Raw genomic sequence first — 15,208 nt, 5'->3', positions numbered from 1 at the left:
GACGCCGATGCAGATGCCGATGCAGATGCCGATGCTGATGCGGATGCTGACGCCGATGCGGACGCTGACGCTGACGCTGACGCTGACGCCGATCCGCCGGCTGAACCGACCGCTGAACTCGAGGACGATACCGGCGTGTCAGATACCGACGGTATCACCGCCGACGCCACGGTGCTCGTCGATGGGCTCGAGGTCGGTGCGACTTACGAGTACAGCACCGATGGCGGCCTCACCTGGACCGAAGGGACCGGCGACAGCTTCGAATTGCCCGAAGGCGTCTATACCGATGTCCAGGTCCGTCAGACCGACGAAGCCGGCAACATCGGCGACGCGGTGTCGCTCGGGCCAATCACGGTCGATCTCAGCATCGACAGCCCGATTGCCACGCTCGTGGAAGACACCGGCGCGTCGCAGACCGACGAAGTTACCAGCAACGGTGCGATCACCGTCGGCGACCTCGAGGATGGCGCCACCTTTGAATACAGCACCGACGGCGGCGCCACCTGGACGCCCGGCGCAGGCACCGGCTTCGTCCTTCCGGACGGCGTCTATACCGATGTGCAGGTGCGCCAGACCGACCTTGCCGGCAACGTCAGCGACCCGGTCTTGCTGGGAACGGTGACGGTCGATACCGATGCCGAAGTTCTTACGGCGACCCTAGTGGATGATACCGGCGCGTCGCAGACCGACGAGGTCACCAACGATGGGCGCATCGAGGTGGTCGGGCTCGAAACCGGCGCAACGTACGAATACAGCACCAACGGCGGCGCGACCTGGATCGACGGCGCGGGTACGGGCTTCGTCCTGGCCGAAGGCGTCTACGCCGACGTCCAGGTCCGCCAAACCGACCCGGCCGGCAACACCAGCACGGCGACGTCGCTGGGCGCGGTCACCGTCGACACGAGCGTCGATCCGCTCACTGCGGACCTGGTCACCGATACCGGAACTTCGGCTACCGATGGTGTGACCAGCGACGGTACGGTCGAGGTTGAGGGCCTGGAGGTGGGAGCCACCTTCGAATACAGCACCGATGGCGGCACGACTTGGACCGACGGGACTGGCGACAGCTTCGTCCTTCCCGAGGGCGTCTATGCAGACGTGCAGGTGCGCCAGACCGACCTTGCCGGGAATACCAGCCCGGTCACGTCTCTGGGACCGATCGAAGTGGCCTTGCCGTTAGCGGTGGACGATGCCGCGACGCTCGACATGGGCGGGCTGACCAGCACCACCGGAGCGCCGGTCACCGACACCGACGTCACCGTTTTGGGTCTTACCGAAAGCGAGATCGGCGCGGATAACAGCGTCACCGTCACGGTGCCCAATGACAGTACCGGGTCGGTGCGCATCGAGATCAGCCAGACCGCGCTGCTGGCCGTGGCGGACGCCTTCCGCCTCGACGTCGTCGATGCCGATGGCAACGTCGTTTACTCGGCGGTGACCGAGAACTCGCTGGTGGGCGATGTTCTGGGGCTCGAACTGCTCGGCCTGACTTCCGACAACACGCTCGTCGCGATCGTTGAGGGGCTGCCGCCGGGCGACTACCAAATCGTGGTCCGCAACGACCAGAGCGCACTGGCCAGCCTGCTCGATACCGATGGGGGCGGCGTGTCGCTGGCGGAACTGGGCGATGCCGGCGTCGTGCTCGGGCCCGAGAACCAGGAAATCGTGCTCGACGCAGTTCAGGACGCTATCGGCGGCCCGCTGGGTGCGACGGTGCGGGGCCTGCTCGACGTAGTACTCGATGCCACGAGCGGCCTTGCGGACCTGGTCGACCTGCTAACCGACGTGCTGACCCCGCTCGGCGCGATCGACCTGCTGGACGGCGTGATTGACGCCGTCGCCGACAACCTGCTCAGCAATACGCTCACGCTGCTGCAGTCCACTTCGATCACCACCACGCTCACCGAGTACGACTTCGCTGACGAGACGCTCGCCGGTAACGTCATCGAGGGCGACGCCGGAGCCGGCGCCGACGACCTTGCTGGCGGGGCCACGGTGACTGCCGTGACCGATGCCGACGGCAACGTGGTGACGGTGCCCGAAACCGGCACGGTGGATGTCGTGGGAGAATATGGCATCCTCACGATCGCCGCGGACGGTAGCTACAGCTACGCGGCCTATGGCGATCCGGGCTCGGTCGGCCAATCGGAGGTGTTCACCTATACCCTTTCAGACGGGGTGGTCTCCGACGACGCGACGCTGACCATCGCCATCGAGGGCGAGGCAGTCGCCGCGACGGACGACACCGACACCGCGTCGGTTGAGTTCGCCAACGTGGTCGACAACACCTTCTTTGACGAAACCGCCGGGCTGGCCATCTTGCTCGGCAGCAACCAATACATCAGCGCCAGCTTCGTCGTTGACGATGCCACGGCGGTTTCCGGGACGATCGCGGTCAACACCCTGGTCACGGCCGCGGCTTCGGGCACGCTGTATCTGGAGGAGGAGACGTCCCCCGGCACCTGGGCCACGGTGGAGGACGTGCCGTTCAGCCTGCTTCTGGGCATCGGCAACATCGCGACAATAAACCTCGCCTCCTTGGGGCTGGACGAAGGGACGTACCGTGTCAGGGCGACCCTGAGCGGGGCGGCATCGGCGATCACCGTGGTCAGCGACGTCGACGCCACCTTCCTCGATCAGTACGTGATCTCGGATAACGACGGCGCCGCCGGTAACCTGCTCGACAACGACGAGACGGGATCGCTGCTGACGGAACTGCAGGTGTTCGATCCGGTCACATCGGGCTACCTTGATGTCGATGCCGGATCGCCGGTGACGATCCAGGGTACCTACGGCGTCCTGACGCTGGAGGCCGACGGCAGCTACACTTATGCGCCGGACGCTAACCAGGCCTACTTCGATACCGCTCAGTTCGACACGTTCGAATACCAACTGGTCCATCCGGGCGGCGACGTGGCGCAAGGTACGCTGGAAGTGAGGATCGAGCCTTCGGGGGCGGGAATTCCGGTGCCGCTCATGGCCTCCACCTTCGCGCTCGAGGCCGACACTGTTCCCATCGACGCCATCGACTCGGACGGCGACGGGCAGGCGGACGGTGCCGAAACGACCGGGTTCTTCGAGTTCGACATGCTCGAGGGGCAGGGCAGCCTCGAGGACGTTCTCGAAAACTACCTGAGCAAGAGCGAACCGGACGCCGAAGCTGCCAATGATGCAGCCGGAGCGGTTCCAATTTCGGCCCCGGAGGATACAGGTGCGGCGGTGACATTCGAAGATCCGCTCGCTCACCTTTCATTCAATTCGGATCTATCTACCGAAGATCAATGGCAGAATAATTCGTTGATTTAGTTCTCTATTGGTAAGCAGGCGGCTCCGAACGATCATTTTGTTCGGAGCCGTCTTGCACCGAATTGGACCGCTCCTGGAAGAGCGGCTGGAGGACTATGCTTCGCGAGGGCTCGGGGAATGGCGGCGGATGGTCTTGTCTCTGTCTGTCTGTATTTCTGACGGTCTTGCCGCTCGCCGCCAGTGCGGGAGCGCAAGTCGCGGATGAGGTGGCCGGGCCCGAAATGGCGCCCGCCGCATCGTCGCTGTCCACTGTTACTCTCGAAACCGCCGTACGCCGGGCCGTGGGATGGCACCCCTCGATCACCGAAGCCATCGCCCGCCTGAAGGCACGGGGCGAGGACGTCAGAGTGGCGCGGGCGGGCTACCAGCCTCAGATCAGCGCGGGCCTGGGTAGCGGCTACGACAATCTTACACAAAGTCGCTGGCGGCCCCGTGCCAGCATATCCGCCTCCCAGATGCTCTACGATTTCGGCAAGGTGTCCAGTTCGGTGGCAATCGCCGAGGCGGGCACGCGGATCGGGCAGGCGCAGCTGCTGCTGGCCGTCGATACTCTCATCCGCGACACCAGCTACGCGCTGATCGAGATCCAGCGCAGTACCGCCCTGCTGGACGTGGCCGGGCAACAACTAATGATCATCCGCGACATCAACGAACTGGTGGATCGCCGCTATCGCCGCGGCGCTTCCACCCGGTCGGACGCGCTGCAAGCGCAGGCGCGCGTGCAAGGCGCCGAAGCGGTGGTCCAGGAGATCGAGGCTGAGCGCAAGCGGTGGACGAGCAACCTCGCCTACCTGCTGGGCATCGATGCGCTGCCGCCGGTTTCGGCCGAGGTGCCGGAGTGGTTCCTGGAATCCTGCGGTGCGGGCGAGCCGGACTGGTCCCGCGTTCCGGCCGTCATGCAGATCCAGGCGACGCGCGACCAGGCCGAGGCCGAACTGCGGCGCACCCGTGCAGACGGCCTGCCCACGGTCTCGCTGGGGGCAGGCACCACGACGGACATCAACGACCCGTTCTCGGACCGCGCGCAGGTCAACTTCGGCATTAACATCTCGAGCGCGCTCTACAGTGGCGGCGCCTACCGGGCGCGCACGCGGAGTGCGGGATATATCCTGGGCGCGGCCGACGCGGCGGACGCCAACGTGCGCAACGAGGTCGCCCGGCTGCTCGCCGAGGCGCAGCGCCAGGTCGATAGCTTCGACGGTGTCGTCGCCACGCTGATGTCGCGGGAGGACAGCATGCGCGAGACCGGCACCCTCTACCGCCTGCAGTATCTGGAGATGGGTACGCGCACGTTGGTCGACCTGCTCAATGCGCAGCAGGAACTGCAACAGGTTCGCTTCGACCTCGTTAACACACGCCACGATCTGCGCCGGCTGAATGTCGATTGCCTGTTCAATGCCGGCGCCGAGCGCAAGGCCTTCAAGCTGACGGACATGGTGGTGCAGGGGGTGAGGCTGTGAGCGAGACTATGACTGACGCAGGCGGCCAGCCCGCGGTCCCGGCCGCCGCACTCGACCTAGAAGGGTGGAGCGAGGCGCTAACGCTGGTGGCACGCCACTATCGCCTGTCGGTATCGGCTCAGAACGCGCGCGTCGCTGCGCTGTGGCAAGGCGAGGCGGGCGACGCCGAGCGTATCCGCACGCTGGCGCGCGGCGTCGGCCTGCGCGTTCGCTTCGCCGAACCGGGTGCGTTTGCGCTGACGAACGAGCGGTTGCCGGTCGTCGTGGAGCTGCGGAATGGTGCCTTGGCCGTGGTCACCGCCATCGGCGCGGCAGCCGAAGCAAGCGCGACGATGACCGGCGAGGGGGGGCTTGCCAATACCCTGCCGCTGGACGAGCTGATGGCACGCGCCGAACGGCTGGTCATCGCGCGTCCCGTCCGTGCCGCGCCCGACGCGCGGGTGGACACTTACATCCGCCCCTACGAGCCGCACTGGCTGCGCCGCATTCTGCTCAAGGATTCGCGGTCTTACGGGCATGTCATGATCGCCTCGCTCATCACCAACCTGCTGGGCCTTTCGACGGTGATCTTCTCGATGCAGGTCTACGACCGTGTCGTCCCGGCAGAATCCTATCCCACGCTCTATGTCCTCTTCATCGGCGTACTATTGGCGATAGGCTTCGATTTTCTGCTGCGCCGCCTGCGCATGAGCATCATCGACGTGCTGGGTAAGCGGGCGGACCTGCGCATATCGGATCAGGTCTTCGGCCATGCGCTGCGGGTACGTAATAGCGATCGGCCCACTTCCACCGGCACCTTTATCGCCCAGCTGCGCGATCTCGAACAGGTGCGCGAACTGCTGACCTCCACCACCGTGGCGGCAGTGGCGGACCTGCCGTTCTTTCTGCTCTTCGTAGTGATCCTGTGGTTCATCGCCGGCTGGCTGGCGCTGGTCCCGCTGGGTGCGCTGGTGCTGATGATCCTGCCCGGCCTTCTCGCCCAGCGGCGCCTGCGCGCCTATGCCAACGAATCCATGCGCGAGTCCTCCCTGCGCAATGCCATGCTGGTGGAGGCGGTACAGCGTATTGGCGACATCAAGACGCTGCAGGCCGAAAGCCGCTTCCAGCAGCAGTGGAACCACTTCAACGCGGTCGCCGGGGAAGCCCAGCTCAAGCTGCGGGGGCTGACCAACGGCCTTACCGTCTGGTCGCATAACGTTCAGAACCTGTCCTATGCCACCGTCGTGTTCTTCGGCGCGCCGATGGTCATGGCGGGCGACCTGACCACCGGCGCACTGGTCGCCGCCTCGATTCTGGGTTCGCGCATGATCTCACCGATGTCGCAGGTCACGCAGGTCCTAAGCCGCTTCCAGCAAGCGCGGTTCGGGATGAAAAGCATCGACCAGATCATGGCGCTGCCGCTCGACAATCCGCACGACGAGCACCGCATCCACGCGCCAGCTGTGGCCGGGCACTACCGTTTGCGGTCGGCCGTGTTCCACTATGGCGACAGCAAGACCGCGCCGGCGCTCAACGTCAGGGACCTCGAGATCCGGCCTGGCGAGAAGATCGCGCTGCTGGGGCGCAACGGCGCGGGCAAGTCCACGCTGCTGCAGGGGCTATCTGGGCTGCTCCAGCCCAGTTCGGGCGAAGTGCTGCTTGACGACCTCGCGCTAGCGCAGATCGACCCCTCCGACGTCCGCCGCGACGTGGGATTGCTCACCCAGGGCAGCCGCCTGTTCCACGGCACCTTGCGCGACAACCTGGTGATGGGCGCGCCGCAGGCTACGGCGGAAGAGATCATGCAGGCGCTGCGGATGGTCGGCGCCGACGAGTTCGTGCGCCGCCTCGGCGCCGGGCTTGAGCATGTCGTGCAGGAAGGCGGCGAGGGGCTGTCAGGCGGACAGGTGCAGTCGCTGCTCCTCGCCCGGCTGCTGATCCGCCAGCCCGCTGTGCTGCTGCTCGACGAACCGACCGCGTCGATGGATGATGCCACCGAGCGCCTCTTCATCGAACGACTGCGCGACTGGGCCCGTTCGCGCACGCTAGTGATCGCGACGCACCGCATGCGGGTGCTCGACGTGGTCGACCGAGTGGTCGTCATTCACAACGGGCTGATCACCCTGGACGATAGCAAGGACGCAGCCATGCGCAAGATGCAGGGCGAGCCCATGCCTGCGTCCAGGGCGCCGATTACCGGTAAGGTCGCATGAGCGCCTGGACGGGAAGCGACGACTGGCTGTTCGGTGAGGAAAAGGACCGCCGCCTTACCTTGGCTACGCGCATGGTCTGGACTGTGGCGGCGCTGTTCGCGGCGGCTCTGCTGTGGGCATGGCTGGCCCAGCTCGATGAAGTGGCGACGGGAACGGGCCGCGTCGTCCCTACCTCGCGAGAGCAGGTGATCCAATCGCTCGAGGGGGGCATCCTAGGCAAGTTGCTGGTCCGCCAGGACGACATCGTCGAGCCGGGGCAGATCCTGGCCCAGCTCGATCCCACCCAGGCCGGCTCCACGGTGGAAGAGAGTGCCGCGAAATACCAGGCCGCGCTGGCCGCCTCTGCCCGCCTGCGCGCCGAAGTTAACCAGACCCCGCTGGCGTTCCCCGCCGAACTCGATGCCTACCCCGACCTCAAGGCGGCCGAAACCCGGCTCTACCAAGACCGGCGCGGCAGCCTCTCCAGCTCGATCGCGCTGATCGACGAATCGCTGGGGCTGATCCGGCGGGAAGTTGACATCGCCGAATCGCTGATTGAGGTCGGCGCCGCCAGCACCGTCGAAGTCATCCGCCTGCGGCGCCAGCGTGCCGACCTGGAACTCAAGAAAGCGGACCTGCGCTCGCAGTACATCGTCGAGGCGCGGCAGGAACTCGCCAAGGTGACCGAGGAGGTGACCGCGCTCGCCCCGGTGGTGCGCGGGCGTTCCGACACGCTCAACCGGCTGACTCTGCGCTCGCCGGTCAAGGGCGTGGTCAAGAGCATCGAAGTCAGCACCGTCGGCGGCGTGGTGCCGCCCAATGGCGAGATCATGCAGATCATCCCGATGGGCGACCAGCTGCTGATTGAAGCACGCATGGCCCCGCGCGACATCGCCTTCATCCGCCCCGGCCAGCGTGCGACGGTCAAGGTCACAGCCTACGATTATGCGATCTACGGCGCGCTGGAAGGGAAGGTCGCGACGATCTCGCCCGACACCATTCGTGACGAGGTTAAGCCCGAGATCTTCTACTACCGCGTCTTCGTGCGCACCGATGCCGACGCGCTGGTCAACAAAGCCGGCAAGCGCTTCCCCATCGTGCCGGGCATGATAGCGACGGTTGACGTCCACACAGGCAGCAAGACTGTGCTGCAGTACCTGATGAAGCCTTTCAACCGGGCCCGGGAGGCCCTGCGCGAAAGATGACCCGCCTCGCTTCAACCGCCATCGCGGTACTTCGCCCTCATCTTTCCCGTATTCCGTGCGTGACGGTGGAAGGCGTTGCCCGCTACGCGCTGTTCCTCTCGTTTACCGACGGATCGAAGCGCGCGAGCGTGGTAACGGCTTCTGGTGTGACCGTGGAAGAGGCCTGGGCGAGGGCAAGCGCGCAGGTTGTGGCATCGGGCACGGCGATCCGCTGGCTGCGCCTTGACTGGGTCGAAGCCGCCGAGCGTGCGACCTGGGGCGCATTGCGGCGCCAGCTCGCCACCATCAAGCGCAACTATTTCCGCCTCGGCATCGCGCTCGACCCCGGGTTCGCCCATGCCTTCCTCGAAGTGGAGCTCAACGCCAACGCCATGCTCTACGGCGGGCCGGGCCAGCCTTCTGCTGTGCTCAACGAGAAGAACTTCGCGCTCTATGCGACCCGCCGGCACGGCGTGGAGGCGCCGTCCTTCGCCGACGACGATCCCGTCTGGCTGTTCACCACCGGCGGCCTGTTCGCCGGAGAGGACGGCATCGTCCACGCGCTCGAAGGCGGCGGGCTGGACGTCGGCCGGCGTGCGGTGGGGCAGCTCACCGCCGCCCGCGTCGAAGACCTTGTCATCTCAGGAAGCGCTTATCTTGCCACGCAGGTGCAGGAGGACGGGCGCTTTCACTACGGCTGGCACCCGTGCTTCGACCGGCCGATCCCCTCGTACAACGCGCTGCGCCACGCAAGCACGCTCTACGCGATGCTGGAAGCCTGGGAAGTCACACGCAACCCGGCGCTGAGCTCCGCGATCGAGCGGGGGCTAGCCTGCCTGACCGGCGTACTGATCCGGCCGGCCGAGCTTCCCAACGGCAGTACGGCGGCATTCCTCGTCGATACCGAAAACGAGATCAAGCTGGGCGGCAACGCGGTCGCCATCCTGGCGCTGGCCAAGCATGCCGAGCTGACCGGAAAGCGCGATCACCTGTCGCTTCTGGAGGCTCTCGCCACCGGCATCCTGCACATGCAGGACCCGGCGTCCGGCAGTTTCGCGCATGTGCTGGATTATCCAGCGCTCGACGTGAAGCAGGCGTTTCGGATCATCTACTACGACGGCGAGGCCGCTTTCGCGCTGATGCGCCTTCATGGGCTGACCGGCGATCCGCGCTGGCTCGCAGCGGTGGAGAAGGCCTTCGAGCACTTCATCCAGGCCGAGCACTGGAAGGCGCACGACCATTGGCTCAGCTACTGCGTCAACGAACTGACGATGCATCGGCCCGACGAGCGGTACTACAGCTTTGCGATCGACAATTTCCGCGATTACCTCGTCTTCGTGCGTGACCGGATCACCACCTTCCCGACCCTGCTCGAACTGATGATGGCAGCCCAGCGCACAGTGACCCGGCTGGCCGCCGATCCGGCGCTGGCGCATCTGCTCGATGGGGTCGATCTCGCGCTGTTCGAGCGGGCGCTTCACCGCCGCGCGCACCACCTGCTTAACGGCCATTTTTGGCCCGAGCTGGCGATGTTCCATGCGAACCCGGAACGGATCGTCGGCAGCTTCTTCATTCGTCATCACGCCTTCCGCGTCCGCATCGACGACGTGGAGCACTACCTCTCGGGGCTGGTGGCCTATCGCCGCCACCTCCTCGATCGAGAGGCGGAGCGCCCGGCGGCCTCTTCCCCCGCCTCCGCTGCCACCACCCCCCGGCACTGGACCGCCGCTGACGTCGCGCGGGCGACCGGCGGGCGTTGGCTGTCGCCGCCTCCGCCCGACTGGCAGGCCCGCGGCCTGTGCATCTCGCCGCCGACGATGCTGCCGGGCGAGATGGTGGCCCTGCGCCTCACCGACCCAGGGATCGGCATATCACCGCAGCGCCTCGGCCTGCTGAAACACCGGCCATCCGCGCTCATCGCCTCCGACGTCTCCGTCGTGGCAGGAGCCGATGTTCCGGCGCTGGTGGTCCCTGATACCGGTGCTGCGATCCTGGCGATCGGCCACTATGCGCGGGATCGGATGGCAGGCCGCCTCGTCGCGGTGACCGGCAGTGCGGGCAAGACCACCACTGTCGCGATGATGGCCCATGCCCTTTCGGCGTTCGGCGCGGTGGGCCAGACCCGCGCCAATGCCAACCTGCCGCACGGTGTCGCCTGGAACCTCGCCTCGATCCCCTGGGACGTGCCGCACATCGTGCTGGAACTCGCGATCGGGCGCATGGCCCGCACGGCGCGGCTGGCGCGGCCCGACGTGGCGATCTTCACCAACATCCTTCCCGCGCACCTGGAATATCACCGCGACCTTGCGACCGTGGCTACGCGCAAGAGCGCGATCTTCGAAGGCATGGCCCCCGGCGCAGTGGCGGTGCTCAACCGCGACATGGCCGAGTGGGAGCGCGTGCACATGGCCGCCAAGGCGAGGGGTTTGTCGATCGTCCACTACGGAGCGTCAGACGCCAGCGACCTGAGGCTGCTCGGCTACGATGCGAGCGCGGGTGAAGTGAGTGCGCAGATCTACGGTCGTTCACTGCGCTATCGTCTGGGCGCGCCCGGCGAGCACATGGCGCTCAACAGCCTCGCTGTGCTAGCAGCCGTATCCGCGCTGGGACAGGACCTCGCCCCGGCACTGGCGACGCTTGCTGGCTTCACGGCCGCGGCGGGCAGGGGCAACGAGTTCCAAGTGACGATCGAGGGTCGCACTTTGACCGTGATCGACGACGCGTACAACGCCAACCCCGGTTCGATGGCGGCCGCTCTGGCCGCGCTCGGCGGCCGACCGGCCGCGGGAAGGCGCGTCGCGGTACTGGGCGAGATGCTGGAACTGGGCCCGCAGGCCGCCGAGTACCACGCCCAGCTCGCGCCACTGATCGAACGCTTCGCCATCGACCGGGTCCATGCCGTAGGCGATCTGTACGGCGGTCTATGGGATGCGCTCCCCGCCGAGCAGCGCGGCACCCTCGCAGGCTCGCTGGAAGAGATCCGGGCCGTGCTGCGCACCGACCTGCAGGCGGGGGACACCGTGCTCCTTAAGGGCTCACACGGCACGGGCATGTATACTTTGCCTGCTTGGCTCAAATCGCAGGTTACGACCCCGAGTGCCCTCGCTTCCGAGAGTGCGAGGCTTTTGCCCGGGTCGCTCAAACCCAATGAAACGGCGGATTGAACCGATGTCCCACATTAAGTTGGATCAGATAGCCTCGGACCCTTCGCCCACGCAGCGGCGCACCGTCGATGAGATGGCACGCATTGCGGAAAGTCAGACCCTGGAGCAAGGACTTCTGGTAGAGGGGGCGCGGCAGATGCTCCAGGGGCGCAAGAAGATCGCGGGCTTAGCACCGAAAGGCCTTTTCAGGGATTCGGCTTGGGACATGATGCTCGAACTTTTCATCTCCGAGGCGGAAGGGGGGGTCGTCTACGTCAAGCACATTATGCTGGCTTCCGGCGAATCGGCAGCAGCCGCCATGCGGCGAATCGACCGACTGCACGACGCGGATTTCATTGCGCGCAATGCTGACCCGCTTGACCATCGACGAGTGATTGTTCGACTTACAAGACGAGGACGATTAGCAATGATCGCTATGCTGAAGGATGTCTTCTGCCCCGAAAAGGACTACGGGCGAACGCCGTTTGGTTACTCACCACGGCGCTGATGCGCTTAGATCGCGTGGATATGCGTCGGCGGGGATGCTGGCACCCGAGGCCTCGCGATTTCGGCGTGGTTGGAAAGGGTCGGGGCGCCCCCAGTAAGGTGCGGCCTCGTCCTCTTCCGCACTGAAGCTGATAACACGCGTTCATGTCAACGAAGCGTCGGATCGTAGCGAACGAGAACCTAAAAGCGTATCGCGGTCTCTTTTGATATTTCATGCCACGTTCGCATCCGGCTCTAGCTGCGATGAGAAAGCGAGATACGGTAACGGAAGATTTTCTGCAGGGTGAATGAGCAGGCGTCTTAGGAATACTTACTCTGCCGGGGGAAGTCCGAAAACCGGGCGGCTCCCGACAGGTACGCGGCTCTTTCGATAAATCTGGGCTTCACATTCCTGGGCGAGTTCCGTGGGCGATCGTCAAAGGGGATCGTAGCTAAACAGCCACAGGGCGGAAGCTTGCCGATCTTTGTCGCCAGCGCGCTGCAAGCGGCCAACGGCTGTATATGTGGTTCCCTTCCTCAATGCTCCGCCAGGCATCAAGCCGGCGAGGCGAGGCGACACGTAGAGGATCACGTTATAGCCGTCTTGGGTCTTCAAGCTTACTGCTGTGTAGCCCAAAGTGCCGCCGATCAGCCGACTGTTGACTTGGCCCATCCCAGTGGGGGGCGAAAGGTCGGTGATCTTGCCACTGATCCTGATAAGATTGCCGAGCGGCTGGTCGGTGGCGGGATTGAACGGACGCTTAGCCGTTAACCTCTGCGCGTTGATCTTTTCATAGTGCCTCAGGAGGTTTCCTAGCGAGGGATACTGGATCGTCCATTGGGTGTTGGACGCATTCGAAAGCGTCAAATTGAAGATGTTGAACAGGTTGTCCGTCCATCCACCACAACCGTCAGCATCGTCACAGTACTTCCAGGCAGCATCGACCCACTGGAGGAGTTGAGCCTGCGGATCTGAGAACTCCGCCTCCTTGGCCAGCCCTGGGCCAAAGGCGACGGCGGCTTGGCGCTGGCGTGGAGCGACGACGACAACGGCGCCGTTGCCGACGTCGAGCTTGCCTACCCGTAATTGCCGCATCATAGCCCAGGCATAATCCTGCGCGCTTAGACCCTTAAGATCGTCCACAACGAGAAAAGAGAGTTCGACACCAACGTTCTTGGCCAGGGAGAACAGTCGCGCTTCCATGGCTTTTACCCGGGCCGGATCGAGCTTGCCGGTCTCGTCATTAACAAAGTGACCGTATTTAAAGGGAACCGAGCCCGGTGCCGGAAGCGCGGGAGCGCGAGCGACCGTCCGCGTCCCTGCTATTGGTTCGGGTTTAGCAGGCGGCCCCGCAGCAGCGCGACCCGTATCGCATTTTGCGCCGCCGTTCTGCTGGCAGGATTCCTCCCAGCCTTGTCGTATCGCTTCGGCCCGGCTTTGCTTGTCGGGATGGGTCGGAGAGCCGTGGGCAGAACCCACCGTCAGTATCATTCTTGTCGCGTCGTTCAGCGGTGCGCCCATCTTCTGCAACACGAAGCCGCTGAACTTGTCGGCTTCCAGCTCAATGTCCGGCCGGCTCCCGCCGGGTACGATCGTGTGCCCGGAAAGATGGTGGGCGATTTCGTGGGCCATCACGCTGATAGGCCCCCACTTGCTGCCACCAACCGCCTGAGTGGCTTCGCTCATGAATTGCGGATTAAACGCGATGACACGGCGCGGGATCCGGTTGTCATCAAGCAAGATCACGGCTGCCGCATTGTCGACCGGGCCTGAGACGACCACGAAGTTCGCCGGCAGCCCGGTGAACTCCATGATCCGCCGCACTGCCAGCGCACAGTCGTTAGGCGCCCGGCCGTCCAGAGACGAGGCAGAAGCCTTGACTGGCGCCCCGTCGTAGGAGCAGGCCTGAAGCGTAGAAGCGATTGCTTCAACCTTGTCCGAACTGGACAGGCTGCTAGCCGACTGATCTTCCTGAGGCCCGCAGCCGCCAATCAGGAGTGTGGCTAACGAAGTCAACGTCAGACAAGCATATCGCCGCATCTCTCTCTCCTCGTTATGGTACTGGTCTGGCCGTCACCAGCCACAGGATCAGGAAGGCGTAGAGCCTCAAAAGCAGCCAATTTACGCCGGCGAAGATGACGCAGGCGAGCAGCAGGCGTGGCCAGTCAGTACGGATTTTCAAGAGGAAGAACTGCTTGTACGCAGCCGCTACGACCAGCAGCTTTACGGCGGGAACGTAATACTGCGATGCCGACTTGTGCCAAAGGACGAAAGCGGGATCGCGCCAGATCAGGGTTGGGAGCATGTTCAGAACGATAATGCCCAGAATCACGCTCTGGGCATAGATGCTCAGCACCGCATGCTCGATCGCATTATAGCCCAATCTGCGGCGCAGGACCGACCATGACCCGACGTAGATTGCGACGATGCCGAGGGTGAAGCTCCAGTTCGCATAAGTCATCACGCGCGCTGCCATCAGGTCGACGTCGGCATTGCGGCCGCGGAAGGCGTAATGCCCGAAATAGCCGTTTGCCGCGAGCATGAGGGCCAGGATCGCCACCAGTGCGACCAGCAACTTGAGCGGGTGCATGTTAGCGCTCCGGCGGCCCATGACGTATTCCTGCGCCACTCGGCCGGGCGTCAGAACCAAGCGGGCCAACGTGCCCAACATCTGGCCTTCGAAGAGGCGTAGGCGCTCCCAACTCTCCCGAACGGTGTCATGCCACGCGAGCCGTGCCGCCGCCTTCTGCCCGCATTGACCGCAGTAGGGCGTGGCCAGAATTTCACCGCAATTGCGGCATGTGCTTGCGTCGAGCCAAGCCTGGTCGACGCCTTTAGCGAGTGGCGACGAGAACTCGATCGCAGGCTCTTTCAGAACGGCATCGATTGCTCGGCGCAGCATCGGCATCAACCTCTGGCGGAATGCGAACAGTGGCATATCAACGCTTCGGCCGATAGCACGTTGCATGCGAGGCCTTTCCGTCTGTTCGTGTTTCCAAGTGGGGCTGACGGTTGAAATTCGTGCCCAAACCGATTTCTTGGTGGTGTCAGCCGCCGTTAGCGAGGGCCGGTCTCTCAGCCAATGAAGACCATCTTGACCCGATTTTGCTTAACCCGGCGCACGAGGCGCTCATTCGGCTTGGTAAGGCACCGGCGCTCTTTCACCCGAACGTGAAGGTGCCGTCCGGGCTGACCGATCATGCGAGGCTGTCCAGCGGGATGTCGCGGATGGAGAGTGCAACCCGTACATCCGCTTCGTTGGTGCCGTGACGCGTTAATAACGCACGGATCATATCGCTTCCGCCAAGCAGCAACGAAATCGCTGCAATTATCAATGTCTTACATTTCATCCGGCGAAATTAGTGGAGCCTTGAATGTCTGCAATGCGAGCGTCACCGGAGAGGTCTGAACCAGACCCCCCCCGACTTGGTCAACGGTAAGCGGTGTCCCGGCTCCA

At 64.4% G+C, this 15,208-nt stretch carries 9 protein-coding genes; 6 read left to right on the top strand and 3 right to left on the bottom strand.

Going from position 1 to position 15,208, the window contains the following annotated elements; translation table 11 throughout:
• From PMI02_RS25515 to PMI02_RS25490, 6 genes are all read left to right on the top strand, one after another.
• The coding region (locus PMI02_RS25515) for a BapA/Bap/LapF family large adhesin (protein WP_007688542.1) at positions 1-3,306 on the top strand (3,306 nt) is incomplete at its 5' end.
• Between the two features lie 206 nt (positions 3,307-3,512).
• A complete protein-coding gene (locus tag PMI02_RS25510) occupies positions 3,513-4,766 on the top strand; it encodes a TolC family protein (RefSeq protein ID WP_238539163.1) in 1,254 nt (417 codons plus the stop codon).
• A gap of 8 nt (positions 4,767-4,774) precedes the next feature.
• Complete coding sequence (locus tag PMI02_RS25505) at positions 4,775-6,958, top strand: type I secretion system permease/ATPase (RefSeq protein ID WP_007688538.1); 2,184 nt, start codon at positions 4,775-4,777, stop codon at positions 6,956-6,958.
• Entirely contained in the window at positions 6,955-8,142 is a 1,188-nt protein-coding gene (locus tag PMI02_RS25500; RefSeq protein WP_007688536.1) for an HlyD family efflux transporter periplasmic adaptor subunit, read from the top strand. Before PMI02_RS25505 ends, PMI02_RS25500 begins: the two co-directional genes overlap by 4 nt.
• Positions 8,139-11,285: a Mur ligase family protein gene (locus PMI02_RS25495; RefSeq protein WP_007688534.1), complete on the top strand. Its 3,147-nt coding sequence runs from the start codon at positions 8,139-8,141 to the stop codon at positions 11,283-11,285. The genes PMI02_RS25500 and PMI02_RS25495 overlap by 4 nt, the downstream gene beginning before the upstream one ends.
• Positions 11,286-11,304: 19 nt before the next feature.
• On the top strand, positions 11,305-11,772 hold the full coding sequence (locus tag PMI02_RS25490) for a MarR family transcriptional regulator (RefSeq protein WP_157222688.1): 468 nt from the start codon (positions 11,305-11,307) through the stop codon (positions 11,770-11,772).
• 414 nt (positions 11,773-12,186) lie between these two features.
• On the opposite strand, the gene PMI02_RS26135 is transcribed toward PMI02_RS25490, so the two are convergent.
• From PMI02_RS26135 to PMI02_RS27485, 3 genes are all read right to left on the bottom strand, one after another.
• Positions 12,187-13,563 carry a TPM domain-containing protein gene (locus PMI02_RS26135; RefSeq protein ID WP_157222687.1) on the bottom strand — a complete coding sequence of 459 codons (1,377 nt, stop codon included), beginning with the start codon at positions 13,561-13,563 and terminating at the stop codon, positions 12,187-12,189.
• Positions 13,564-13,804: 241 nt separating this feature from the next.
• Positions 13,805-14,719, bottom strand: coding sequence for a DUF3667 domain-containing protein (locus PMI02_RS25480; protein WP_036505508.1), 915 nt, complete (start codon positions 14,717-14,719; stop codon positions 13,805-13,807).
• 229 nt (positions 14,720-14,948) lie between these two features.
• Positions 14,949-15,101, bottom strand: a complete 153-nt coding sequence (locus PMI02_RS27485) for a hypothetical protein (RefSeq protein ID WP_157222686.1) — start codon at positions 15,099-15,101, stop codon at positions 14,949-14,951.
• Positions 15,102-15,208 lie beyond the last annotated feature (107 nt).

Origin of the sequence: Novosphingobium sp. AP12 (genome assembly GCF_000281975.1) — a bacterium.
GTDB lineage: Bacteria > Pseudomonadota > Alphaproteobacteria > Sphingomonadales > Sphingomonadaceae > Novosphingobium.
Note: the sequence above shows the minus strand (reverse complement) of the source record. Positions and strands in the feature narration are given on the sequence as shown.